This window comes from Sorangium sp. So ce590 (assembly GCF_051521365.1).
In the GTDB taxonomy this organism is placed as follows: domain Bacteria; phylum Myxococcota_A; class Polyangia; order Polyangiales; family Polyangiaceae; genus Sorangium.
On sequence record NZ_CP150346.1, the window covers coordinates 227,817 to 250,381 of the forward strand.

The following is a 22,565-nucleotide window of genomic DNA, read 5'->3' on the forward strand; positions in this document are numbered from 1 at the left end:
AATCCACCCCGGCGAGCCTTCCGCGTGAGCCGATCGCGGCCCGCTGTCCTGGAGGCTCACCCCGAGGGCATCATCGCTCCGATCGTGAAATTCTGCACCCCCTGGTGAGCCTCTCCACCGAAAAGACGGAGCGGGCGTCGCGTCCGGAGCCGCCGTCACCACCTCCGCTGGCGCCGAGGTCGGCAGGAGCGCGCCGCCGACCGACATGGTTGTCTGTGGGGGCCACGACGAGCGGCACGACGTGCGGTTTATCCCAGATTCGAGCTCATCGCTCCCGGGCCACGCCCCCTTCGGTCGCGCCGCCGGAGCCCCAGGGACGCCGCGAGCAGCGCTGTCAGCACGAGGGCATTCCCGGACGGGGCGCGGCTCGCCGAGCGGCAGCTACAACCGGCTGGGTCGCCTGATTCCCCGCCGGAGGTCCCCCCCGACGTCTGGGCGGGCGGCGCTGAGCCCGACGAAGCCCCACCCGTACCCACCGTGGACCCTCCGCCGGAGCCGGCTCCACCGCCACCGCCACTGCCGCTGCCGCTGCCGCTGACGGTGCCGCCGCCGCTGGTGCTTCCAGCCGTGCCAGCCCCGCCGGCTCCCTCGCCTCCGATGGGCGAGAATTGCCAGGAGTTCACGTTGAAGAGGTACGACTCGCCACCGGTGAAGACCAGATAAAGGTCGTGCACGCCGGTGGCGCCGTCGACATCACACGACGTATCGCTCCACGTCTGCCAGCCCCCCGTCCCTTCGACCGCGCAGGTCCCCACGAGCATGCCGTCGGGCGCATCCAGGTGGAGCTCGATGCTGCCTCCCGCCGCGGCGCTCGCGACGCGCGCGCTGAAGCTCTCCGCCCCTTCGCCGAAGTCGACGCCACGGAGACGCACCCAGTCTCCGTCGTGGATGTTGGCGAGGTTCATCCCGCCCTCCTCGCAGGGCTCGGTCTCGATGCCCCTCTGTGCGTTGAAGGTCTCGGCTTCGACGCGCGCGTACGGGTCGAGGTGCCCGATCTGTTTGAGCCCGTCCGTCGTGTAGGTCACCGGCACGATCGAGCCGTCGGCTTTGTAGGTGAGCGACTCCAGCGCGAGGTTCCGGCGATAGCTTGTGGGCTCTCCGGCGTCGTTGGCGACGGAGCGATTGTGGTAGGCGTGGTACCAGGAGCCGCCAAACTCGAAGATCGCCGCGTGGTTGTTGTCGCTGTTGTTCTTCGGCGGCTGCTGCGCCACCGTGCCACCGTACGTGAAGCCGGACGTGGGGCTCTTGCTCGTGAGGTAGTCGATCCGTATGCCGTTGGCGGGGTTCGTCGAGTACGACAGATAGTAGACGCCGTCGCGCTTGTGCATCCAGGCGGCCTCGAAGAAGTACGGGACCGTGAGCGCGATGGCCGACCCCGAGACGCTCACCATGTCGTCGTTCAGCTTGCTGATGCGCGCGTTCTGCTCGCCGTTGCCGCCGAAGTAGAGGTACGCCTGGCCGTCGTCGTCGACGAAGACGCCCGGATCGAAGAGCCACATGTTGGGGCCCGAGGCGCCGGGTGTGCTCGACGTGATCAGGGCGCTGCCCTTCGCGTCCTTGAACGGTCCGGTCGGGCTGTCGCTCGAGGCGACGCCGATATTGGACCCGCCATTGCCGAAGTACATGTAGATGGTGCCGTTGCGCTCCGTGAGCGCCGGGGCCCAGGAGAGGTTCGCCCAGGAGGCGTCACGGGGCATGCGCATCACTTCCCCGTGATCGGTCCAGTTCTTCATGTCGCTGCTCGAGACGGCCACGATCGAGGCCATCTTGTAGCCGTCGTCCGAGCCGTCCGCCTTGACGCTGTCGTCGTCGTTCGAGCAGTAGAGGTAAATGCGCCCGTCGTGCACCAGCGAGGCCGGGTCGGCGAGGTAGCGGTGCGAGGCGATGGGGTAATCGGCCAGCGCGGAAGGGCTCGCGAAGAGCCCGGCCAGGACGAGCGCGCCCCCGCGCCATGCCGCTATCGACAATTTTCGTGAGGAATGCATGTTCACCTGATCGGTTGGGGTCCGGAGCCGTCGATCACGGCCGTTCGGGCGGCCGGCGCCGGTTCCTTCGTGTACGAGTGAGGATGCCTTCTCACTCAGGCGATGATCGGGTCGACGAGCCCGCCTGCGAGGCTCTCGTCGCCGAAGTCGTCGAGCGGGCCTCCCTGGCTGTTGGTGCAGCCGACGGCCGCGCCGATCGTGTTGAGCAGCTTGTTGTTGGTGACCTTGACGTCGACGAACTGGCCGGTCTTCAGGTAGCCCGCGGCGCCGCCGGCGAGGATGTACGGAACCTTCTTGAAGGAGTGGAACTTGTCGGCGTTGTCATTGAGCCACACCGCCACGCCGTGGTCGAGCAGCGTCCCCGAGCCGAGCTCGTAGGACGAGAGCCTGTCGAGCAGGTGCTTGAAGTGCCGCGCGTGGATCCGGTCGATCTGATGGTGCAGCTCCTGCGCGCCCTCGATCGGCGGGCCCGAGGTGCCGTCGCTGTCGATGCGGTGGGAGATCTTGTGGAAGCTCTTCTGCCGCACGCCGTTGATCGTGTACTCGGTCCCGTCGTTGCCGTCGCCCACCTGGAGAGTCGCCGCGCGCGTCACGCCGCACGCCATCGCGAGCGCGATGATGTCTATCTGCATGCGGGTGACGGTCTCCACGTTCTCGGAGCTGCCGACCTTCGGCGAGATCGCCTCCATCTCGGCGACCCGCTCCTCCGGCAGCTTGCAGGAGAGCGCTACCTCGAGGTCGCGGATGCTGTCGAAGTGGAGCTTCAGCCGCTCGCGATCGCTCTTGCTGAGGTCCTTCCGGCTCATGAGCGCCTGCATCTCCGCGCGCACGAGATCGTTCACGCTGGTGCGGCGCTCGGTCAGCGACTGCTTGACCTCGGTGTCCACGTCGGCGAGCCCGAAGAGCTTCTGGTACGCGTTGAACGGGTTGCGCTCGGCGGCGCGGAGCTGCTTCGGCCCGCGGTACGAGAGCACCTCGTTGATGTAGCCGCCCATCCTGCCCGCGTAGAGCGTCAGCGGCTCGACGCCCGGCGGGTTGAGCTCGGTCGCGATGCGGTTGTCGATCGACTCGCCCATCGCGAGCGACGCGTTGCCCCTCGGACTGTCCGACACGCGGGCGGCCGTGAGGCACTGGTTGCCGCCGCCGGAGTGGCCGCACCCGTTGGCCTGGAACGCGAAGTCGACGCCGCGCACCATGATCAGCTGGCTCGCGTACTCCTTGAGCTCGCTGACCGCCCGGTCGCTGTCCCGCTCCATCGCGTCGGCGGACAGCGGGCCCGCCTCGCTGGGCCAGAACATCTCGGGCTCGCCGCCGGCCGCCTGCGCCACGCCGTTCGCCTGGCGCATGAAGATCGCGAAGGGCGGCACGTCGCCCGTGCCGGCCGCCGCGCGCCGGGGCGCGAACGTCTCCAGGAACGGGAGCGCGACCGTGACGCCAAACAGGCCTCGAAGCACACGTCGTCGGGTGATCATTGCGCCTCCGTGGGAACGCGAGTGAGGAAGGATGTGGAGGAGACGATCTGGAGGAGGAGCTCCTTGGTCGAGGCGCCGCCGCGCGACGCCTCGCCGAGCTCCTTGATGAGCTCCCGGTCCTTCGCGCCCACCTCGCGGCCGTGGGCGAACTCGACCCAGCGCCTCGCGTAGCACGCGTGCGCCTCGCTGCTCTCGGCGAGGACCTGGCTGAACGCGATCGCGTCCTCGTAGCTCCTCGGCTCGCCGCCGAGATAATAGACGTCCGCGGCGTCGACGGGCACGCCGTTGTCGGTCGTGCGGTACTTGCCGATCGCGTCGTAATGCTCGAAGGCGAACCCGGCAGGGTTGATCATCGTCGCGTGGCATGCCGCGCCGCACGTCCCCTTGCCCGTGTGCGCCGCGACGCGCTCGCGGTTTGTCGCGTGCTCCCCCGGCGGCAGCCCGGTCACGTTGTCCGGCGGCGCCGGCAGCGCCGCGCAGAGGATCCTGAGGTTCACGAAGACGCCGCGGTGAATCGAGTCCGGCTGCCGCGCCGTCGCCTTCGACGCGAGGAAGCCGAGGCGCGTGAGCAGCCCCGAGCGCTCCGCCTTGTCGAGCTCCACCTGCTTGAATTGATTGGAGAATTCGCCATCGACGCCGTACGCCGCCGCGAGGTGATCGTTCACGAACGCGGTGCGGGAGGTGAGCAGGTCGGTGAGCCCGCGCTCCTTCTCGAAGACGATGTGATCCACGAACAGCTCCGCCTCGCGCTGCATGTCGTCGCCCATCTCGGGGACGAACTCGGGGTAGAGCGCCTGGTCCTTGTTGAGGTCGTGGTAGTGCTCGTAATCGTAGAGCTGCCGGTGGAACGCGCTGACGACCTCGCGGGCGCGCGGGTCCTCGAGCATTCTCTCGGCGTAGCCGCGGACCGCCTCGTGGGTCGAGAGCTCGCCCGCCTTCGCCGCCTCGAGGAGCTCGTCGGAGGGCATCGTGTTCCAAAAGAGGTACGCGAGCTTGGTCGCGATCTCGTACCCGCTCAGCGGGATGAGCCCGCCCTTCGCCGGCCCGGCGCCGAGCTCGACCCGGTAGACGAAATGGGGCGATTGCAGGAACGCCTCGGTCGCCGCGCGCACGCCCGCGACGAACGGGTCCTCGCCCTCGAAGAGCTCCTTGCCGCGGTCGAACAGCGCGAGGTACGTGCCCCGCTCGCCGGCCGTGAGCGGGCGCCGGAACGCCCGCTCGCCGAACCGCTCGACGAACGCCTGCGCCCGCGCCTCCGGCCCGGCCGGCAGATCGGCGGGCACGAGCCGCTCTAGCTTGCCCTGGTCGCCGGCCACCATCGCCGCGAGCTCCTCGGCGGCGCGCTGGTAATCGCTCCAGAGACCCGGGGTCACCTGGAGCGCAGCCTCGTTGTTGTCGAACACGCCGCCGAGGGGATCGCTCGTGAACGACGCCGAGAGACCGGGCCTGTCGTCGAGGCGCAGGAGATCGCGCACCGTGCTCTCCCACTGCGCGTGGCTCAGCCGCGGGAACATGCTGCGCCCGGCGACCTGCGACGGCGCCGCGCCGCCCGGCAGACCGCCCGGCACAGGGCCGCCGCCTCCCTCCGGATCACCCAAGGAGCCCGTGCACCCCGTGAGCAGGAGCGTCGCAGCGCAGAGCCCCGCGCCGAGCGCCCGCCTCCAGCGCGGCGAGCCGGTCATCGAACAAGACGGTCGGGTCATCGTTGTCTCCTGATCAAGCTCCAGTGGTCAAGCAGCCCCCTCAGCATAACTATCGATGCAACCACATCCGTCCGAGTTGTCTTGCTCACTACATATCATCGAGCGCGGCTTCGGTTTGACCTGCAACGCTGGGTCCGCGATCGATCGATGCTGGACAATTCGGATGTCACCTGAGCTCGCGCGCTCGCGCCGGAGCGAAATCGCTAGAGCTCGCGCGGCCTCGGGGGGGGGCGCCGCGACAGCGGGCGACCTGCGGTGGCCCCGATCCGCCGTTCGCGACGCGCACCGCCGAGCTAACGGAATCGGTGCCGAGATCGATCGTAGGACGAAGATCTCGGTGCGCATGCCCACCCACCCAGGGCGAAGACAAAGGATACCGCTCGGGCCTAATGTGAACGCTCACAGGACCGGTGTCAATTCCAATCGACCAGCCCGCGGGTACCCTCAGCCCGGGGAGGACAAGGCTGGCGGGGCTCCTCCGGAGCGCGGCGTCAAGAGGAGCGGGCGCGAGGCGCCGTGGACAGGCCCTCCAGAGCCGTTAGTGAACGTTCACATAGGTGGTGTCAGCTCGAATCGACCGGCGCGCGGCTCTCCTCGATCGCGATGAATGACAGGAGGGGCGGGGCGATTCCGGAGCGCTGCGTCAACAGGAGCGGGCGCCGGTGCGTCGGTCGATAGGGTGAGGCTCGCTGGCGTCGCCCCGCGCGGAGAGCGCGGTCGCCTCGGTCGTCGCGCGCAGCTCCTGGTCCGGGGTGACAGCGCCACCCGCGCGGGCGGCGCCCCCGGTCTCGGGCCGGCGCTCAGCCCTGCTTGCGCGGCGCCTTGAGCGACAGCTTGAGCAGCACGTCGTCGCGGATCAGGTCGTCCTGCTTGCCCGGATAGACGATCCCGAAATCCTTCCGGTTGATCACGAACTCGGCGTTGCCCGACACCGCATCGGCGCCCTCGGTGATGGTCGCGGGGAAGGTGATGGTCTTCTTCACCCCGTGCAGATCGAGCTCGCCGGTGATCGCGTGCGTCGCGCCGTTCTCGCCGCCGGCCTTGATCTCGCTCGAGGTGAAGGTCGCCTTCGGGAACTTCTCGACGTCGAAGAAGTCCGGCGACTTGAGGTGGCCGTCGAGCTTCTCCGCGTCGGACTTCACCGACGCCGTGTCGGCCTCGACGCTGAGCTTGCCGCCCTCGGCCTTGCCGCCGGCGAGCGTGATCGAGCCCGAGATCTTCTCGAACTTGCCCTCGTGCTTGCCGGTGACCTTCGAGCCGACGAAGCCGATGGTGGACGCGGCCGCGTCGAGGGGCAGCGCCTCGGCGAGGCCGGAGGGCGCGGCCGCCTGCGCCTGCGCCGGCGCGGCGGTCGAGACGGTCGCCTTGGGCTTGTCCTTCGTCGGATCCTCGCAGCCCGCGAGCGAGAGCGCGAGGGCGGCGGGGAGCACGAGGCGAGCAATACGGGACGTGATCATGAGAGACATTCTCCTTGTCGGTCAGCCAAACTGCACAGAACGCTTCGTGAACGTGCCATAGGTGAGCCCCGTGATGGGGAACTCCACCGGCTCGCTCACGTCGATCGACGCCCCCAGGGCGGCGACCACCGGTACGAAATGCTCGTGCGTCGGGAGCGCCATCTTCACCCCCGGCGCGCGCTTGCGGTAATCGAGCAGCGCGTCGACGTCGCGGCGCCCGAGTACGTCAGCGCACCAGGCGTCGAACTCCGTGGCCCAGGGCTGCGTGACCGCATCGCCGCGCCAGTCTGCCGCGCGGAGGTTATGAGTCAAGAACCCGCTGCCGATCACGAGCACCCCCTCGTCGCGCAGCGGCGCGAGCGCTCGCCCCATCTCGAGGAGCGGGCCTGGAGAAAGGGTCGGCAGCGAGACCTGGAGCACGGGTATGTCGGCACCCGGGTACATGCAGACCAGCGGCACATAGGCCCCGTGATCGAGGCCCCGGCGCGGATCCTCCGCGACCGGCCCGAGGGGGCCGAGCAGCTCCCGGACGCGCCGCGCGAGCGCGGGGGCGCCCGGCGCGGGGTAGGTCACGCGGTAGTATTTCTCGGGGAAGTTGTAGAAGTCGTACACGAGGGGCACGGTCTCGGTGGCGCCGAGGGTGACCGGCGCGTCGACCCAGTGGGCCGAGAGCATCAGGATCGCCCTTGGGCGCGGCATCGCCTGCGCCCAGGCGCCGAGCTCGGCCACCCACGCGCGATCGTCGAGCAGGAAGGGAGAGCCGTGCGCGAGGAAGACGGCCGGCATGCGCCCCGCGTGAGCCTGGTTCAGGGTCTCGGACATTGTACCTCTCTCGTTCGCGCCCGACGTCGACGTGGCGTCCGATGTCGAAGCCGAGCTCGATGTCCCCGATGTCGAGGGCCGGCACGCGCCCGCGATGGGTGCGGCTCCGCCCGCGACAAGGAGGAGCCTTAGCGCAGCCCGGCGATCCATGGGCCCACCCTAGGACGTTTCCAGGAATGGTACAATTCCCCCCGCAGTGAAACGCCAGGCTGTCAATCGCCCGCGAAACACCGCGGCCGTGCGCCCGCCCACCCCCCCCCGGACGGGACCCGCCGTGCTCGTGCCGGAGCAGCGGATCACCACCGGCTGTTGCTGGGGAAGCAACGCGTCCGCAGATCCGCCGCCGGGCGCCGCGCGGACCCATGGACGGTCGCCGCCGGAGGGCGGCCCGCGCGGCGGCATGGGTGTTGCTGGTCTGCCGGCGCGCGGCGCTCCTGCGGAGGGGTCGCACAAGCTGCCTTGTCGAAGCTCATCTCTGCGCCTCTCGAGGACTCCACTCCGGTGCCCGGCTGGGCGGCGGAGCGGGCCTGAGCGCCAGGGACACGGCCTCGCTTCCAGCCGCGCACCGAGGTCCATCTGCGCACGTTCATCGACAGCAAAGGCCTTCTTCTGGTGCTCGCCGCGGCGCTGCTCGCCCTGTCCGGGTGCAAGCGCGAGCGCGGCGCGAGCGCCGGTCCACGGCTCGCCCTGGACGCCCCGATCCCGGCCGAGTTCCCGCGAGAGACGCGGCTCAGCATCGGTGATCCGAGCGCGCAGAAGCAACTCCAGATCTCCGGCGACATCGACAGGCTGCCGTTCCGCGTCGACTGGCAGAACATCAGCGGCGGGCCGCAGACCATCGAGGCGTTCCGCGCCGGCGTCCTCGACGCGGGCTCGGTCGGCGACACGCCGCCCATCCACGCCACCTTCACCGGCGTCGACATCAAGATCATCGCCGTGCTGGTGCGGGAAACGCCCATCTACGAGCTGGCGACGGCGCCGGGCGTGCGGCTCGCGTCGGTCCAGGACCTCCGCGGCAAGAAGATCGCCTATTCGCCGGGGCAGGCGCAGGGCGCGCTCGTCCTGCGCGCGCTGAGGAAGGCCGGGCTGTCGCCGCAGGACGTCACCCTCGTCCAGCTCGGCAGCCCCGAGTTCAGGGAGGCGCTCGCCGGCCGACAGGTCGACGTCGCGCCGCTGTCCGGCATCACCCTGCTGCGCTACCTCAACGACTACCGCGCCGACGGCGCCTCGTCGATCTCGCACGGGGTCCGCGACAACCTCGGCTTCCTTCACGTGCGCACCGAGGCGCTCCAGGACGCCCACAAGGCGGCGGCGCTGGTCGAATACGCCAGGTGGCGCGCCAGGGCCCAGCTGTGGGCCCACGCGCACCCGGAGCCGTGGATCGAGGCGTATTACGTCAAGGACCAGGGCCTCACCGCCGCGGAGGGGCGCTTCCTCGTCGAGAGCACGAGCAAGCCGCAGTACCCGAGCGACTGGACCGAGACGATCGCGCTGACCCAGGAGACCGTCGACCTGCTCGCCGAGGCCTCCGGTCAGAAGCGCTTCGAGGCGACGACGATCTTCGACCGTCGATTCCAGTCGATCGGGGCGGAGGTGGCCAGCGCCGCCCAGGGCGCCGAACCGACGGACCGGCCGGCGACGGCCGACAGGAGCACTCCATGACGACCACACTGCCCACGAGGGCCATCTCGCCGCGCGTCGCCACGCGAGCCGCCTCGCTGCGCGTCGCCGGCGGCCCGGATCTCACCGCGACCGCGGATGTCCACGCCTCGCTGGTCGGCGCGCTCGCGCGCCCGGTCGCCGGCCGCCGCTCGCGGCGCCGCCTCGGCCCGGGCCGGCGCATCCCGTACGGCGCGGCGCTCGGCCCGGCGCTGCTGCTCGTCGCCTGGGGCCTCGCCTCGGCGACCGGCGTGCTCGACGCGCGCGTGCTGTCCGCGCCGTGGACCGTGGTGACCACGGCCAGCGATCTGATCGCCGACGGGCGGCTGCTGTCCAACCTGCTCACGTCGGCGCAGCGGGCCTTCCTCGGGCTCGCCCTCGGCGTCGGCCTGGGCACGGTCCTGGCCCTGCTCTCCGGGCTGACCCGCGTCGGCGAGGCGCTCGTGGACGGGCCGGTGCAGCTCAAGCGCGCGATCCCGACGCTCGCGCTCATCCCGCTGCTGATCCTCTGGTTCGGCATCGGCGAGGAGATGAAGGTGCTCACCATCGCCCTCGGCGTCGTCATCCCGGTCTACGTCCACACCCACGCCGCGCTGCGCACCATCGACGCGCGCTACGTGGAGCTGGCCGAGACGGTCCGCCTCTCCAGGTGGCAGTTCGTCCGGAAGGTGGCCTTGCCGGGGGCGATGCCGGGCTTCCTCATGGGCGTCCGGCTGGCGGTCACCGGCGCGTGGCTGGCGCTCGTGGTGGTCGAGCAGATCAACGCCACGAGCGGCATCGGCTACATGATGTCGCTGGCCCGCTCTTACGGTCAGACGGAGATCATCCTCCTCGGCCTCGTCGTGTATGGCCTGTTCGGCCTGGCCTCCGACGCGGCCGTCCGGCTCATCGAGAGAAGGACCCTGTCATGGCGTCGTATCCTGGCCGGCTGACCGCGCCGCCGCCCACGGTGCGGATCCGCGGCCTGACCCGCCGCTTCGGCGCCCGCACGGTCCTCGACGACGTCGACCTCACGATCCAGCGGGGCGAGTTCGTCGCGCTGCTCGGCCGCAGCGGCTCGGGCAAGAGCACCCTGCTGCGGGCGATCGCCGAGCTCGACTACGACGTGACCGGCTCGGGCGAGCTGCACATGCCCGAGAACCGCGCGGTCGTGTTCCAGGACACGCGGCTCCTGCCGTGGGCGCGGGTGCTCGACAACGTGATCCTGGGGCTCGACCTGCCCGACGCCGTGGCGCGCGGCGAGGCCGCGCTCGCCGAGGTCGGGCTCGCCGGGCGGGAGCGCGCGTGGCCCGTCGAGCTGTCCGGCGGCGAGCAGCAGCGGGTCGCGCTGGCGCGGTCGCTCGTGCGCGACCCGGAGCTCGTGCTGGCCGACGAGCCGTTCGGCGCGCTCGACGCGCTGACCCGGATGCGCATGCACGATCTCCTGCGCGAGCTGTGCGCGCGGCACCGCCCCGCCGTGCTGCTGGTCACCCACGACGTCGACGAGGCGATCACGCTCGCCGACCGGGTGCTGGTGCTCGTCGACGGCCGCATCGCCGAGGAGCAGCGGATCGAGCTGCCGGCCCCGCGCCCGCTCCGCGACCCCCGATTCCTCGCTTGCCGCGAGTCGCTGCTGGCCGCGCTGGGCGTGGCGCCGGCAGCGGCCTCCACCGAAGACACCGACTCGAGCTCTGAACTGGAAGGAAGTGCCCCGTGACCCATCGGCCCGGACGACTGCATCTCAACGCGTTTCTCATGAGCGTAGGCCACCATGAGGCCTCGTGGCGCTTGCCGGAGAGCGACCCGTTCGCGAACACGAGCATCGCGCATTTCAAGCACCTCGCCCGCGTCGCGGAGCGGGGCAAGCTCGACTCCCTCTTCCTCGCCGACAGCCCGGTGCTCTGGAACAACGTCGGCCGCAGGCCGGCCGGGACGCTCGAGCCGACGGTGCTGCTCGCGGCGCTGGCGGGCGTGACCGAGCACGTCGGGCTGATCGCCACCGCCTCGACAACGTACAACGAGCCGTTCAACCTGGCCCGGCGGTTCGCGTCGCTGGATCACATCAGCGGGGGGCGGGCCGGGTGGAACATCGTCACGACCGCCGGCGTGGACGCGGCGCGCAACTTCAACCTGGACGAGCTGCCGGCGCACAGCGACAGGTACGCGCGGGCGGCCGAGTTCATCGACGTGTCGCTGAAGCTGTGGGACAGCTGGGACGACGACGCGCCGCTCGGCGACAAGGAGAACGGCGTCTGGGGCGACGACGGGAAGATCTATCCGGCGCAGCACGCGGGCCGGCATTTCAAGGTCGGCGGCGCGCTCAACGTGCCGCGCCCGCCGCAGGGCTATCCGCTGCTCGTGCAGGCCGGCTCGTCGGAGGACGGCAAGGAGCTGGCGGCGCGGTACGCCGAGGCGGTGTTCACGGCGCAGCAGACGCTGGAGGACGGGCAGCGGTTCTATACCGATCTGAAGGCGCGCGTCCGGGCGCTGGGCCGCGACCCGGAGTCGATCAAGATCCTGCCGGGCATCGTGCCCGTGATCGGCGCCACCGAGGCCGAGGCGCACGCGCTCGACGCCGAGCTCGACCGGCTCATCAAGCCGGAGTACGCGAAGCGCCAGCTCGCGCAGACGCTGCGCGTGAAGCCGGAGGACCTCGAGCTCGACGCCGAGCTGCCAGGGGATCTCCCGAGCGAGGATCAGATCGAGGGGGCCAAGAGCCGTTACACGCTGATCGTGACCCTGGCCCGGCGGGAGCGGCTGACGGTGCGCCAGCTCATCGGCCGGCTCGGCGGCGGCCGCGGGCACCGGACGTTCGCCGGCACGCCCGAGCAGGTGGCGGACGCGATCCAGCACTGGTGGGACCAGGGCGCGGCCGACGGCTTCAACATCATGCCGCCGGTGCTGCCGTCGGGGCTCGAGGCGTTCGTCGACCACGTGGTGCCGATCCTGCAGCGTCGTGGTCTGTTCCGGACCGAATACGAGGGCAAGACGCTGCGCGACAACTACGGCCTGTCGCGGCCGGTGAACCGCAACCACGGTCAGGAGCTCGTCGAGGCGGCGGAGTGAGCGGCGTACCCGCTGCGCGGCGACAGCTGCGCTCGCCGCGTTCCTGAGGACGATCCGCCGTTACCTGGCGGCGGTCGCGCCGGTCTCGGGGAGCCACGCCTCGACGTCCTCGGCGAGCTCGCGCGGGGCGTTCACCGAGGTCTCGTGTACAGACTCATGGAGTAGAAGGCGAAAGCGCATGTCGGGGGATCATCGTGATCGTCCGACGTCCGGCGGCGCACCGTTCCGTGAATTCCGCGCGAAACCGATCGATCCAGGCGCGTGTTCATGTAGCGTCCGCGCGACATGCGCACTCCTTTTCTGACATGGATCGCCATCTCGCTGTTCTCCCTGGCCACCGCCGCCTGCGGGGACGATGCTGCCAATGAACAGCCCTCCGAGGCCACTGGCGGTGCCGGCGGCACGGGCGGTGGCACCGGCGGCGCGGGCGGCGGTTCCGGCGGCGCGGGCGGCACCGGCGGTTCCGACGGCACCGGCGGCACCGATGGCACCGGCGGCACCGATGGCACCGGCGGCGCGGGCGGCGCCGACTCGCGCGACCTCCTCGAGCAGCTCCAGGACATCGATGGCCTCACCGCCGTCGAGCAGGACTCGAGCTTACCGGGATACCGCTACTTCGTGATGGAGCTCGACCAGCCCGCCGATCACGACCACCCCGAGGGCCTCCGGTTCCAGCAGCGCGTGACCTTGCACCACCGGGATCCCGCCGCGCCCGTGGTCCTCGTCACCGAGGGCTACCAGGTACGCCCGGACTCCCAGTGGCTCGACGAGCCCGCCGAGCTGCTCGCCGCCAACCAGATCCGCGTCGAGCACCGCTTCTTCACCCCCTCCCGCCCGGAGCCCGCGGACTGGTCGCTGCTCACCATCGAGCAGGCCGCCGCGGACCTTCACCGCGTCATCGCGTCGATCCGGCCGCTCTACGAGGGCAAATGGATCTCCACCGGCGCGAGCAAAAGCGGCATGACCTCCGTCTACCATCGCCGCTTCTATCCCGCCGACGTCGACGGCACCGTGGCGTACGTGGCCCCGCACAGCGCCGGCACCGCCGACCCGCGCTACGTCGATTTCGTGGCCGAGCGCGGCGATCCCGCGTGCCGTGAGGCCCTCCAGGGCTTCCAGCGCGAGGTGCTGCTGCGCCGCCCCGCCATGCTCGACCTCATGGAAGCCGAGAACGAGGTCACCTACGATCTCCTCGGCGCCGAGAGGGCCCTGGAGGTCGCCGTTGTCGAGTCGGTCTTCTCCCTCTGGCAATACAAGGACGCGAGCTTCTGCGAGCGCGTCCCGACCGCCGCGTCGGACGACGCCGCGGTCTGGGCGTTCCTCGACGAGGCGAACGCCCCCCGCCTCTGGTCCGACGCCGACCTCGACGGCATGGAGCCGTACTACTGGCAGGCTGCGACGGAGCTGGGCTATCCGAGCTTCGCGGAGGCGCACATCGCGGATCTGCTCCTCTACCCCGGCGCGAACGCGCCCACCACGTTCATCGAGCCCGAGCCCGGCAAGACCCCGGTCTTCGATCCCGCGGCGATGCAGGACGTCGCCGGCTGGCTCACCACCGAGGGCGAGCGGTTCCTGTTCATCTACGGTGAAAACGATCCGTACACCGCGGCCGCCTTCGATGTCGGGGGCGCCCGCGACTCCCACCGTCTCATGGTGCCGGGAGGGACCCACGGCGCCGTCCTCCTCGCGCTCGCGCCGGCCGACCAGGCGGTGGCCTTCGGCGCGCTGGAGGCCTGGACGGGCGTCACGCCGAGCGTCACGCCGAGCGGCCGCGCCCCGGCGGCGCTGCTGCTCCGGGGCCGGCGCTGGGTGACGCGCGACTAGAGCACCGCAGCCGCGCAGCGCGCCGCGTAGGCGGCGGGCGTGAACCCGACTTGTGCCTTGAAGTCGCGGATGAAGTGCGCCTGATCGTGATACCCGAGCTCGGTCGCCAGCGCCGCCCACGCGATGGACGCCCCCGACGCCACGCGCTCCGCGGCCTCCTGGACCCTGGATCGCCGGATGATCCACTTGGGCCCGACGCCGATGTACCGCTCGAACGCGCGGTGCAGGGTGCGGACCGAGACCCCCGCGACCCGCGCGAGATCCTCGGCGCGGTGGATGTCGCGATCTCCCTGCGCGCGCGCGGCGAGCGCCATGGCCTCGTCGAGGCCCCGATCCGAAGGACCCCTGTGCGCTCGGAGGAGCGCCTCGATCGCGCGGACCGCGAGGAGGTCGTCCGGTTGATTGAGCACGTCGCGCTCCAGCGCGTTCGCCGCGTCACCGAAGACGTCCACGAGCGGGACGACCTGATCGACCAGCCGGCGCATCGGACAGCTCGCGAACGGAAAGAAGCCCCCCGGCTTGAACTTCGTGGCCACGACGCGCCCCGTCCCATCGAGCCGCGAGACCTCGCGCCGCGTCCCGAGCCCGTTCACGATCGACCCGTTCACCTGGATGGCCAGGTTGACGCAGGGGTGCGGCAAGATCTCCTGCTCGAACGGCGCGGGGAGCGACCAGCGGACGACCCAGTGCCAGTCGACGAGCGCGGCCAGATCGGGCGCGGGCGCGTGGCGGCGCAGCTCGAAGCTCTTGAGCCCCGCCGCGGGGTTCAGGATGCCGAGGGTGCGACCTCCGGGGGTGACGCTCGAGCTCATCGCGTGGCGCTCTTTTACAATACGCGGCCCGGCCCGGGCAGTAGGGTCCGGCCCGGAGGCACGACATGGCTGATTCGACCACGCCCGCGCGGGGAAACCTCGTCTTCTATCATTCACCGAACACGCGCGCGTCGGGCACGCGCATCCTTCTCGACGAGCTCGGCGCGCCGCACGAGCTGCGCGTCCTCAACATGAAGGCGGGCGAGCAGCGCAAGGCGCCCTACCTCGCGGTGAACCCGCTCGGGAAGGTCCCCGCCATCGCGCACGACGGCGCGCTGGTCACCGAGCAGGTCGCGATCTTCATCTACCTCGCCGACCTCTTCCCGGAGGCGGGCCTGGCCCCGGCCCTGCGCGATCCGCAGCGAGGCCCCTACCTCCTGAGGGATCCCCTCATTTTCGTGGCGGAAATTAGTGGTCGCAGAGCTGAGGGATCCCCTCATTTTCGTGGCGGAAATTAGTGGTCGCAGAGAGCTGCTCCACGGTCGGCATGCGTAGGTCCATTGGTGACATGAGTCATCGAAATCTTGAGCTTCATGGACCTCGAAACGAATAATTGTGCCGTGCGAGTGAGAAATCGTCGTCGCTGACCGGAATATATATTGGTAGGAGGCGACCAGCGAGCCTAGCGCATGCGCCGTTGGTCCGAGCGACATCATGACGACTTTCGCGAAGAACGCGCATCAGCCTGCCACACATGACTCCGCACCTGCGCCATCTACGCAGACCAATCGCCCGAAAGTCGACCCGAAGTACATCCAGACCTTCGTCGAGAATTTGTTCGGCGATGACCTGCACGCGATGCGCGTCCTGTCGCTCGCGAACGGCGTCGTTGGCGTCCTGCACGCGGCGGTGCTGGCCATCCATGCCATCGGCCAAGCGTATGCGAAGGTCGCAAACGTCAAGCCGAAGAGTGGGGTCAAGCAGGTCGACCGGCTGCTGAGCAATACCGGCATCGACGTGTTCCATTCCCTGAAGTCGTGGGTAGAGTTCGTGATCGGGGTCCGCAAAGAGATCGTTATCGCGTTGGACTGGACGGACTTCGAGAAGGACGATCACACGACGCTCTGCGCCTACCTTGTGACGCGGCATGGTCGTGCCACGCCGCTGGCATGGAAGACGGTGAAGAAGTCCGCGTTGAAAGGCACTCAGAAGGACCACGAATACGAGCTCATCGAGTGGCTCCACGGGGCCATCGACGAGACGGTCGAGGTCATTCTGCTCGCCGACCGGGGCTTCGGCGATCGCAAGCTCTACGACTTTTTGGAGTTCATGGGCTGGGACTTCGTAATCCGCTTCCGCGGGGGTATCGTCGTCGAGAACGCGGCCGGGGAAGCGAGGTCCGCCAGCGCGTGGGTGCCGACGAGCCGCCGCGCCACGATGCTGCGCGAGGTGCGCGTCACCGCCGACCGCGCGAAGGTCCCGGCCGTCGTCCTTGTCCACGCGCCGAAGATGAAGGAGCCGTGGTGTTTGGCCACAACGCTTTCGGGCCGCAAGGCGGGCGATATCGTCAAGCTCTACGGCAAGAGGTTCACGATCGAGGAGACGTTTCGAGACATCAAGGACAACCACTTCGGGATGGGCCTCTCCGCCACGCACATCCACAACGCCGACCGGCGCGATCGCCTGCTGCTGCTCGCGGCCATCGCCCATGCACTCTTGACGCTGCTCGGCGCTGCGAGCGAGGAGGCCGGCCTCGATCGGTATCTGAAGGTCAACACCGTCAAGCGCCGCACACATTCGCTCTACCGCCAGGGGCTCTACTGGTACGACTGCATTCCCACCCTGCGCGAGGACTGGCTTCGGCCTCTCATGACGGCCTTCGATCGCATCGTCCGGGAGCACGCCGTCTTCCGCGAGATTTTCGGCATTATTTGAGGGGATTCCCCAGCCCTACCTCCGCTGGCTCGCCTACTACGGGTCATGCTTCGAGCCGGCCATGATCGATCGCGCGATGAAGCGCGAGCCGGCGCCCCCGGGGATGTCGCCTTACAGCGATTACGACACGATGTTCGGCACGCTCGTGGAGGCGCTCCGAAAGGGCCCCTACCTGCTCGGCGAGCGGCTCTCCGCCGCCGACATCCTCTGGGGTACGGCGCTCCAGTGGATGACGAGCTTCAAGCTCATCCCCGAGCTGCCCGAGATCACGGCCTACATCGCGCGGATCTGCAGCCGGCCGTCGTTCGCGCGGGTCACGGCGGACGACGCGCAGCTCGCCGCAGCGCACGAAGCCGCGGTCGCGGCGGCGGTGCAAGCGAGCTGACGCGCTGACGCCCCGCCGCGGACGTCGGGTCACAGGTCCGGAGCAGGCCTGAGCCGGTTCTCACGCCGGCGGCGCGCGCCAGCTCGACGGCGCCGTAGCCGCGCGGGGCGGCGGGGGCGCGGGGATCAGCGGCATCGAGACATCCTGGCCAACAAACAAGATAAAAGTCGACTGAATCTAGAGAAACAGCCTTGGATTCTAGAGCGAACTGGGCTGGATACAGAGAATTGTCGCTAAAATCTGGCTGATTGGAAGCCAGATCTAGAGAATGAGCTCAAATAACAAGATAATACTGAGCTGAATCCAGAGAAACCGCTCAAAATCAAGCGAACCGGGCACGCCCCGGGCCCCTCTGGGGAGTCTGCGCGACCGCACTACCGGGCTCTGGGGCTGGAACAGGCTTCATCCCGGTCCGGCGGGCTCAGCAGCCTCAGTCCCCGTTGCGCATTCGAGCAAGTCCTCGCGTACTCGCGCAGTCGCTCGCCGACAGCGTCGATGCCGGAGCCATCGATCGATCCCAGCCGCTTCGCCGTGTCCTGCTCGTTTTCACCCTCGTACAGCTGCATTTGCCGGTGGATCGCGCTTGAGCCGCACCCCGGCGCGCAGCGTGCATGGTCACCCTGCATCACCCGGTATGCGACAGTCAGCATGCTCGGGTAGAAGGGAAGGAATCGAAAATGAAACAGCTGAGATTGATCGGCGCTCTGGTGGCCACCGCGGTGGTTTCTATCGCTCCGCTCGCTCGTGCGGCCAGCACCACGCCGATTCAGGACCTTGCGCTCGTCGAGGAGACGAGTGTACCCAGCTCGGCGGACGCGAGCGCCAGCTGGCCCAGCCATCACCACGGGCATCATCACGGCTATCACGGCCACCACGGCTACCACGGCCATCACGGTCACCACGGCCATCGCGGTCACCACGGCTATTGGGGGTTCAGGGCCGACGTTTCTCCGCTGGCAGGGCTCCCGACTCCGGTCGTGAGCCTGACGGCGGATCAGCGCTGATGCTCTGACGGTTCATGGTGCCGCTGGCAGGTCGAGCGGGCGCTCGGCCGCCAGCGGCGCCACGCCGCCAAGAAGGGTCGTCCGGTTGGGCAAGGTGCCGGCGCTGCGGGCACCCTGGGGGTGAGCTGCATGAACGGAACAGCCATGGACCGAAGACGCGCCATCCTTCTGCTCGCCGCGGCGGCGGCGCATCTCGTGGTGGTCTGTCTGGGCGCGCTGCACGTCCACATTGGAGACGAGGGCTGGGCGCGCCGGGCGGTGAAGGTTTACGGCCTGCTCTCCGGAGCGGACAGCGGGTACTCCTTCTTCGCTCCGGGGGTCGGGACGACGCTCTCAGCACGCTTTCAGGTGAACGGCGCCAACGGGGAGATCGCCGCCGATGCCCTGGAGACGGGGGTGAGCCGTGAAGCAGATATCCGGGTCAGAAACATCATCGGGATGTTCTCGTTGGAGCAGGATGAGAGGGTGAGGCGCTCGCTCGTGGCTTCCTGGGCCGGCAAGGTGCTCGCCAGGCATCCAGGCGCCGATGGCGTCGTCGTCCAGCTCGATACGTTCGAGCTCCCCTCGATGGCGGAATACCGCGAGGGGAAGACCACAGGGTGGACGCTGAATTACCGAGCGAAATTCGTGCATCACGCGAAGCTCCTGCGCGCGCAGCAGAGCGACGGGAGGGCGCCGTGAACGCGCGGCCGATGGCTGCTCCCCGGGCTGCGACGGAGCGCTCGCTTGCGCGAGCGTGGGCGGCCGTCGAGCGCTTCGCCTTCGCTCCTGCGTCTGCAGCGCCGCTCGCCGTGCTCCGGATCGGGCTCGCCTCCGTTCTGCTCATCCAGGCGGGGATGGTCGCTCCTGCGCTGTTCGATCTCTACGGGCGAGCGGGGATCCTCCAGACACCGCTCGTCGACGCGCTCGGACGGCCGGGGTTTGTCCGGCTCAGCTGGCTGATAGACCGTCTCGCCCCGCTCGGGATCGGAGACGTGCCCATCCTCGTCGCCGTGGGCGCCTTCTATGTGCTCGCCCTCGTCGCGCTGCTCGCGGGATGGCGCACGAGGGTGGCCGCGGCGGCTGCCTGGTCCTCCCACCTGATGCTGATGATGACGGCGGATAGCACGAATTACGGTGTAGACCAGTTCGCCAACATCTTCCTGTTCTACCTCATGTGGATGCCGGCGGGCGCGGCGCTGTCGCTCGATCGATGGCTCGGCCGCGCGCCCATCGGGCCCACGAGCATGGCGCGATTCGCCCTGCGCGTGGTGCAGATACACCTCTGCGTCGTCTACCTCGTGAGCGGGCTGGGAAAGGCGCTCGGCGAGCAATGGTGGAACGGCGATGCCATCTGGCGGACGCTCAACCTGCCGGATTATCGCCAGTACGACTTCACCTGGCTGGCCCACTATCCATGGCTCGCGGTGGGCGCAGGCTGGATGGTGCTGCTCGTCGAGACCGGCTACCCGGTCATGATCTGGCCGCGGCGCACCCGGCGGCTCTGGGTCGCGGCCACCGTGGCGCTCCACGTCGGCATCGCGGCCTTCATGGGGCTCGGCGTCTTCGGCGCCATCATGGCCGTGCTGACCCTCTCGGCCTTCGCGGTGCGGGCAGATCCTCGCGAATCCATGCCCTCCGAGACGGCCGCGCTTCGCAGCGAGGACGCGGGTGCGCCCCGCTGCGCGCTGTCAGCGGCAGCCGGACCATGGCGCCGCGACCGGCCGTGATCGCGGGTGACGCTGGCGCACGGGCGCCGTCGTCCCGCTGTGCGTGCGCGTCCGTCAGCACACCGTGACGGCTCGCAGGCGACGTCGTGCAGCCCCAAGACGCGCGGTGGCCAGTGTGCTCTCGATCCACGACAGGGGCGAGCCCGACGAGATATCGGCGGCGGGCCGTGGCGATACGCGCCGGGGGGAGAGCTCAAGCGCGCTTGCTGTCGAACGAGTCACGGACGCCCGAGAAGCCTACGAGCTGGCCGAGTCTCCGGCGCTCTTCCTGAGCTCGCCGACGTGCGCCTCCCGATACTCGACTACGCCGCGACCACAATCGCTGAGGCCGATCGCTCGCGTCACAGTCAACTGCGTGTACGAGGAAACGACGCCGTGCATGGATCCGTGCTATGGGAACAAGAGGATTTCGTTAAAATGCTGGTATTTGTCGCTCGGATTCCTGGGCATGATGGGAATAAGCACAAGATCGATGGCCGAGACAGCGAACCATGCCACCCATTGCGTTGACATAATCAGTGCCAACAACTACAATTTTCCGGCGAGCACGATAACCACGGAAGAACCGTGTTCAATCGACGAGAACGAGACGGGCGATGGATCGATATTGCCGGAATGGACGAAGAAGCAGTGCCGCAAGGCGTTTAAGCATAACGTGAAAATTTGCAACAAGTCTCCGCCAAACCTCCGACTGCCGTGTATAGCGGCTGCTCTTTTACTATTTTGCGCGTGTCTCAAGAATGCGCAGTAGTTCAGGAAGTCTGCAGCATGACGCTCGACGACGAGATCACGGCGGTTGAAGACTTGGTTCAGGTCGCGCGAAGTGCAGCAGCCGAGCATCTCGGGCGCGCGACAGAGCATCTGTATCTCGGATGCGAGGCGCTGAATCGATACCATGATTTCGTGAACGCCACTATTGCCAATGCGGAGTCCACGCTGGGGCACTGTAGAGAAACAGCGTCAGCTCTGGCCGTTTTTGCTCAAACGTCCACAGCCATCGCGCAAGGACTACTTGCTGCAACACGCGATTCCATCAAGCTGATGTATGCCGCAATGGCCGTCGCCGAGGAGCTTACTGGAGCCGGAGGCCAGCTCGACGTATCCCAAGGTGGGATCGCGCACGTAATAGAAACTGCGGTACCCAGGTCATGCTCGTTCTGCGGAAAGACCGATAAAGAATCGAAGCTCGTCGCCGGGCCAGAGGCCAACATCTGCGCCTCCTGTACTCGCCTGGCCTGCGGCGTGCTAGGAATAGAGCTATCCGCGAGTGAGACCGAGTAGATCGATCTCGCTCGCGAGCGTGGGCTCGCACGACCGCCCGGCGCGTCCGCTGGGAGCGGAACGCCCCTTGGTGGAGGTGTTCGTCAACCGATCGGTCGGCGAGCAGGCGGCCACATGGGCAAGAGCGCCGCGGTTCCGCGGCACCGCCCAGCGGCGGAATGGACGCGACGAGGGGCGCTGGGGGAGGGGGGGCTGGGGCGGCTCGCACCTCGGCAGGGCTTCATCTCCTCCAGGTGGAAGCGCTGCGCGAGCTCGGGGCCGTCGCCGTCCACCTTGTCGAGCTCGGCCACATCGCCGGCGAGCTGGGGTCGCGGCGCGGGTGGCGGGTGACCACGATAGGCTATCCTGGGCGGGATGACGGTCCAGGAGCTCCACGTCGCGGGGTATCGCTCGATCCGCGAGCTGACCCTCCCCCTCGCGCAGGTCAATGTCATCGTCGGGCCGAACGGCGTCGGCAAGACAAACCTCTATCGCACCATGGTGCTGCTCGGCTCGGCGGCGAGCGGGACCTTCGCGCGCACCCTGGCCGAGGAGGGGGGGATGCCGTCTGTGCTCTGGGCCGGCCAGCGCAGCAAAGGCCCGGTGCGGATGACGCTGCGGGTGCGGCTGGATCAGCTCGTCTACGAGCTTCAGTGCGGGCTGACGCCGCCGCCTGCGGGGCCGTTCGCGCTGGACCCGGACATCAAGGAAGAGACCCTCTGGTTGCTCGACAAGCGCCGCCGCCTGCCGATGCTGGAGCGGGCCGCGGGCTCGGCCTTCGCGCGCGACGTGGACGGCCACCGCGTGACCTTTCCCTTCTCGCTCTGGGGCTCGGAGTCGGTGCTGGCGCAGGTGGTGGAGCCGCACCGCTTTCCGTTGCTCTCGGCGGTGCGGCAAAAGCTGATGAACTTCCGGTTCTATCATCACTTCCGCACCGACTCCGGCGCGCCGTTGCGGGTCGAGCAGGTCGGGGTGCGGACGCCGGTGATCAGCACCGATGGCCACGATCTGGCCGCGGCGCTGGCGACGATCCTCGATATCGGCGACAGGGGCGCCTTGCAGGATGCCGTCTCCAGCGCGTTCCCTGGCGCGTCGCTCGAGGTCTCCTCGACGCAGGGGCGGTTCCGCGTCGAGCTCGGTTTGCCAGGGATGTCGCGGCCGCTCGACGCCCGCGAGTTCTCGGACGGCACGGCGCGCTATCTCTGCCTGCTGGCAGCGCTGCTGAGCCCGAGGCCTCCGCAGCTGCTGGCGCTGAACGAGCCGGAGACGAGCCTGCATCCGGATCTGCTCGGGCCGCTCGGGGATCTCCTTGTGCACGCGGCATCCCGGAGTCAGCTGTGGATCACGACGCACTCCCGCCCGCTGGCGGAGCGGATCCGGAAGGCGACGCCCTGCCGGCTCATCGAGCTTGACAAGAACGGTGGAGAGACGGCGCTGGCGCGCGGCGCGGCGGAGGAGGATGAATGACGTCCGCCCCCGCGTGAGCTTTGCGAGCGGAGCCGGCGCGGGGGAGGCGAAGGGGAGGTGAGCTCGGCGCGGCCGCGCAGGTCGAG

At 69.0% G+C, this 22,565-nt stretch carries 18 protein-coding genes and 1 pseudogene; 13 read left to right on the forward strand and 6 right to left on the reverse strand.

What is annotated here, in order from left to right:
• Positions 1-248: 248 nt before the first annotated feature.
• The 5 genes from WMF28_RS00835 to WMF28_RS00855 all read right to left on the reverse strand — a co-directional run bounded on the left by WMF28_RS00835 (position 249) and on the right by WMF28_RS00855 (position 7,439).
• Positions 249-1,985 carry a glycoside hydrolase family 43 protein gene (locus WMF28_RS00835; protein WP_437600090.1) on the reverse strand — a complete coding sequence of 579 codons (1,737 nt, stop codon included), beginning with the start codon at positions 1,983-1,985 and terminating at the stop codon, positions 249-251.
• Between the two features lie 95 nt (positions 1,986-2,080).
• The gene (locus tag WMF28_RS00840; protein WP_437600091.1) at positions 2,081-3,457 is read right to left on the reverse strand and encodes a DUF1552 domain-containing protein; all 1,377 of its coding nucleotides are present in this window, start codon (positions 3,455-3,457) and stop codon (positions 2,081-2,083) included.
• Positions 3,454-5,160: a DUF1592 domain-containing protein gene (locus WMF28_RS00845; RefSeq protein WP_437600092.1), complete on the reverse strand. Its 1,707-nt coding sequence runs from the start codon at positions 5,158-5,160 to the stop codon at positions 3,454-3,456. The genes WMF28_RS00840 and WMF28_RS00845 overlap by 4 nt, the downstream gene beginning before the upstream one ends.
• An 800-nt stretch (positions 5,161-5,960) precedes the next feature.
• Complete coding sequence (locus WMF28_RS00850) at positions 5,961-6,617, reverse strand: YceI family protein (protein WP_437600093.1); 657 nt, start codon at positions 6,615-6,617, stop codon at positions 5,961-5,963.
• Between the two features lie 21 nt (positions 6,618-6,638).
• The gene (locus WMF28_RS00855) at positions 6,639-7,439 is read right to left on the reverse strand and encodes a dioxygenase family protein (protein WP_437600095.1); all 801 of its coding nucleotides are present in this window, start codon (positions 7,437-7,439) and stop codon (positions 6,639-6,641) included.
• 612 nt (positions 7,440-8,051) lie between these two features.
• On the opposite strand from WMF28_RS00855, the gene WMF28_RS00860 reads away from it, so the two are divergent.
• The 5 genes from WMF28_RS00860 to WMF28_RS00880 all read left to right on the forward strand — a co-directional run bounded on the left by WMF28_RS00860 (position 8,052) and on the right by WMF28_RS00880 (position 13,967).
• Positions 8,052-9,101: an ABC transporter substrate-binding protein gene (locus WMF28_RS00860; RefSeq protein ID WP_437600096.1), complete on the forward strand. Its 1,050-nt coding sequence runs from the start codon at positions 8,052-8,054 to the stop codon at positions 9,099-9,101.
• A complete protein-coding gene (locus WMF28_RS00865; protein WP_437600097.1) occupies positions 9,098-10,030 on the forward strand; it encodes an ABC transporter permease in 933 nt (310 codons plus the stop codon). Before WMF28_RS00860 ends, WMF28_RS00865 begins: the two co-directional genes overlap by 4 nt.
• Positions 10,006-10,794 carry an ABC transporter ATP-binding protein gene (locus WMF28_RS00870; RefSeq protein WP_437600098.1) on the forward strand — a complete coding sequence of 263 codons (789 nt, stop codon included), beginning with the start codon at positions 10,006-10,008 and terminating at the stop codon, positions 10,792-10,794. Before WMF28_RS00865 ends, WMF28_RS00870 begins: the two co-directional genes overlap by 25 nt.
• Positions 10,791-12,143: an LLM class flavin-dependent oxidoreductase gene (locus WMF28_RS00875; protein ID WP_437600099.1), complete on the forward strand. Its 1,353-nt coding sequence runs from the start codon at positions 10,791-10,793 to the stop codon at positions 12,141-12,143. Before WMF28_RS00870 ends, WMF28_RS00875 begins: the two co-directional genes overlap by 4 nt.
• Before the next feature lie 285 nt (positions 12,144-12,428).
• Positions 12,429-13,967: a S28 family serine protease gene (locus WMF28_RS00880; protein WP_437600100.1), complete on the forward strand. Its 1,539-nt coding sequence runs from the start codon at positions 12,429-12,431 to the stop codon at positions 13,965-13,967.
• Here the strand turns inward: WMF28_RS00880 and WMF28_RS00885 are convergent.
• Positions 13,964-14,779 carry a DUF6597 domain-containing transcriptional factor gene (locus WMF28_RS00885; RefSeq protein WP_437600101.1) on the reverse strand — a complete coding sequence of 272 codons (816 nt, stop codon included), beginning with the start codon at positions 14,777-14,779 and terminating at the stop codon, positions 13,964-13,966. The genes WMF28_RS00880 and WMF28_RS00885 overlap by 4 nt on opposite strands.
• A gap of 65 nt (positions 14,780-14,844) precedes the next feature.
• On the opposite strand from WMF28_RS00885, the pseudogene WMF28_RS00890 reads away from it, so the two are divergent.
• The 8 genes and pseudogenes from WMF28_RS00890 to WMF28_RS00925 all read left to right on the forward strand — a co-directional run.
• Positions 14,845-15,156 (forward strand): annotated as a pseudogene (locus WMF28_RS00890) (glutathione S-transferase N-terminal domain-containing protein); the annotation flags it as partial.
• A 277-nt stretch (positions 15,157-15,433) separates the two neighbouring features.
• Positions 15,434-16,654, forward strand: a complete 1,221-nt coding sequence (locus tag WMF28_RS00895; RefSeq protein WP_437600079.1) for an IS4 family transposase — start codon at positions 15,434-15,436, stop codon at positions 16,652-16,654.
• 61 nt (positions 16,655-16,715) lie between these two features.
• A complete protein-coding gene (locus tag WMF28_RS00900; RefSeq protein ID WP_437600102.1) occupies positions 16,716-17,039 on the forward strand; it encodes a glutathione binding-like protein in 324 nt (107 codons plus the stop codon).
• A 677-nt stretch (positions 17,040-17,716) separates the two neighbouring features.
• Complete coding sequence (locus WMF28_RS00905; RefSeq protein ID WP_437600103.1) at positions 17,717-18,043, forward strand: hypothetical protein; 327 nt, start codon at positions 17,717-17,719, stop codon at positions 18,041-18,043.
• Between the two features lie 144 nt (positions 18,044-18,187).
• Positions 18,188-18,724: a hypothetical protein gene (locus WMF28_RS00910; RefSeq protein ID WP_437600104.1), complete on the forward strand. Its 537-nt coding sequence runs from the start codon at positions 18,188-18,190 to the stop codon at positions 18,722-18,724.
• 11 nt (positions 18,725-18,735) lie between these two features.
• Complete coding sequence (locus WMF28_RS00915; RefSeq protein ID WP_437600105.1) at positions 18,736-19,752, forward strand: HTTM domain-containing protein; 1,017 nt, start codon at positions 18,736-18,738, stop codon at positions 19,750-19,752.
• A gap of 768 nt (positions 19,753-20,520) precedes the next feature.
• On the forward strand, positions 20,521-21,033 hold the full coding sequence (locus WMF28_RS00920) for a ClpX C4-type zinc finger protein (protein WP_437600106.1): 513 nt from the start codon (positions 20,521-20,523) through the stop codon (positions 21,031-21,033).
• Between the two features lie 354 nt (positions 21,034-21,387).
• A complete protein-coding gene (locus WMF28_RS00925) occupies positions 21,388-22,479 on the forward strand; it encodes an AAA family ATPase (RefSeq protein ID WP_437600107.1) in 1,092 nt (363 codons plus the stop codon).
• The last annotated feature ends 86 nt before the right edge of the window (positions 22,480-22,565 follow it).

What these genes read in the sequence shown, in the direction of transcription:
- WMF28_RS00880 (WP_437600100.1), top strand. Translation starts at nt 12,429, where the DNA reads ATGCGCACTCCTTTTCTGACATGGATCGCCATCTCGCTGTTCTCCCTG.
- WMF28_RS00900 (WP_437600102.1), top strand. Translation starts at nt 16,716, where the DNA reads ATGATCGATCGCGCGATGAAGCGCGAGCCGGCGCCCCCGGGGATGTCG.
- WMF28_RS00910 (WP_437600104.1), top strand. Translation starts at nt 18,188, where the DNA reads ATGGACCGAAGACGCGCCATCCTTCTGCTCGCCGCGGCGGCGGCGCAT.
- WMF28_RS00915 (WP_437600105.1), top strand. Translation starts at nt 18,736, where the DNA reads ATGGCTGCTCCCCGGGCTGCGACGGAGCGCTCGCTTGCGCGAGCGTGG.
- WMF28_RS00865 (WP_437600097.1), top strand. Translation starts at nt 9,098, where the DNA reads ATGACGACCACACTGCCCACGAGGGCCATCTCGCCGCGCGTCGCCACG.
- WMF28_RS00850 (WP_437600093.1), bottom strand. Translation starts at nt 6,617, where the DNA reads ATGATCACGTCCCGTATTGCTCGCCTCGTGCTCCCCGCCGCCCTCGCG.
- WMF28_RS00840 (WP_437600091.1), bottom strand. Translation starts at nt 3,457, where the DNA reads ATGATCACCCGACGACGTGTGCTTCGAGGCCTGTTTGGCGTCACGGTC.
- WMF28_RS00920 (WP_437600106.1), top strand. Translation starts at nt 20,521, where the DNA reads ATGACGCTCGACGACGAGATCACGGCGGTTGAAGACTTGGTTCAGGTC.
- WMF28_RS00885 (WP_437600101.1), bottom strand. Translation starts at nt 14,779, where the DNA reads ATGAGCTCGAGCGTCACCCCCGGAGGTCGCACCCTCGGCATCCTGAAC.
- WMF28_RS00855 (WP_437600095.1), bottom strand. Translation starts at nt 7,439, where the DNA reads ATGTCCGAGACCCTGAACCAGGCTCACGCGGGGCGCATGCCGGCCGTC.
- WMF28_RS00905 (WP_437600103.1), top strand. Translation starts at nt 17,717, where the DNA reads ATGAAACAGCTGAGATTGATCGGCGCTCTGGTGGCCACCGCGGTGGTT.
- WMF28_RS00845 (WP_437600092.1), bottom strand. Translation starts at nt 5,160, where the DNA reads ATGACCCGACCGTCTTGTTCGATGACCGGCTCGCCGCGCTGGAGGCGG.
- WMF28_RS00870 (WP_437600098.1), top strand. Translation starts at nt 10,006, where the DNA reads ATGGCGTCGTATCCTGGCCGGCTGACCGCGCCGCCGCCCACGGTGCGG.
- WMF28_RS00925 (WP_437600107.1), top strand. Translation starts at nt 21,388, where the DNA reads ATGACGGTCCAGGAGCTCCACGTCGCGGGGTATCGCTCGATCCGCGAG.
- WMF28_RS00835 (WP_437600090.1), bottom strand. Translation starts at nt 1,985, where the DNA reads ATGCATTCCTCACGAAAATTGTCGATAGCGGCATGGCGCGGGGGCGCG.
- WMF28_RS00895 (WP_437600079.1), top strand. Translation starts at nt 15,434, where the DNA reads ATGACGACTTTCGCGAAGAACGCGCATCAGCCTGCCACACATGACTCC.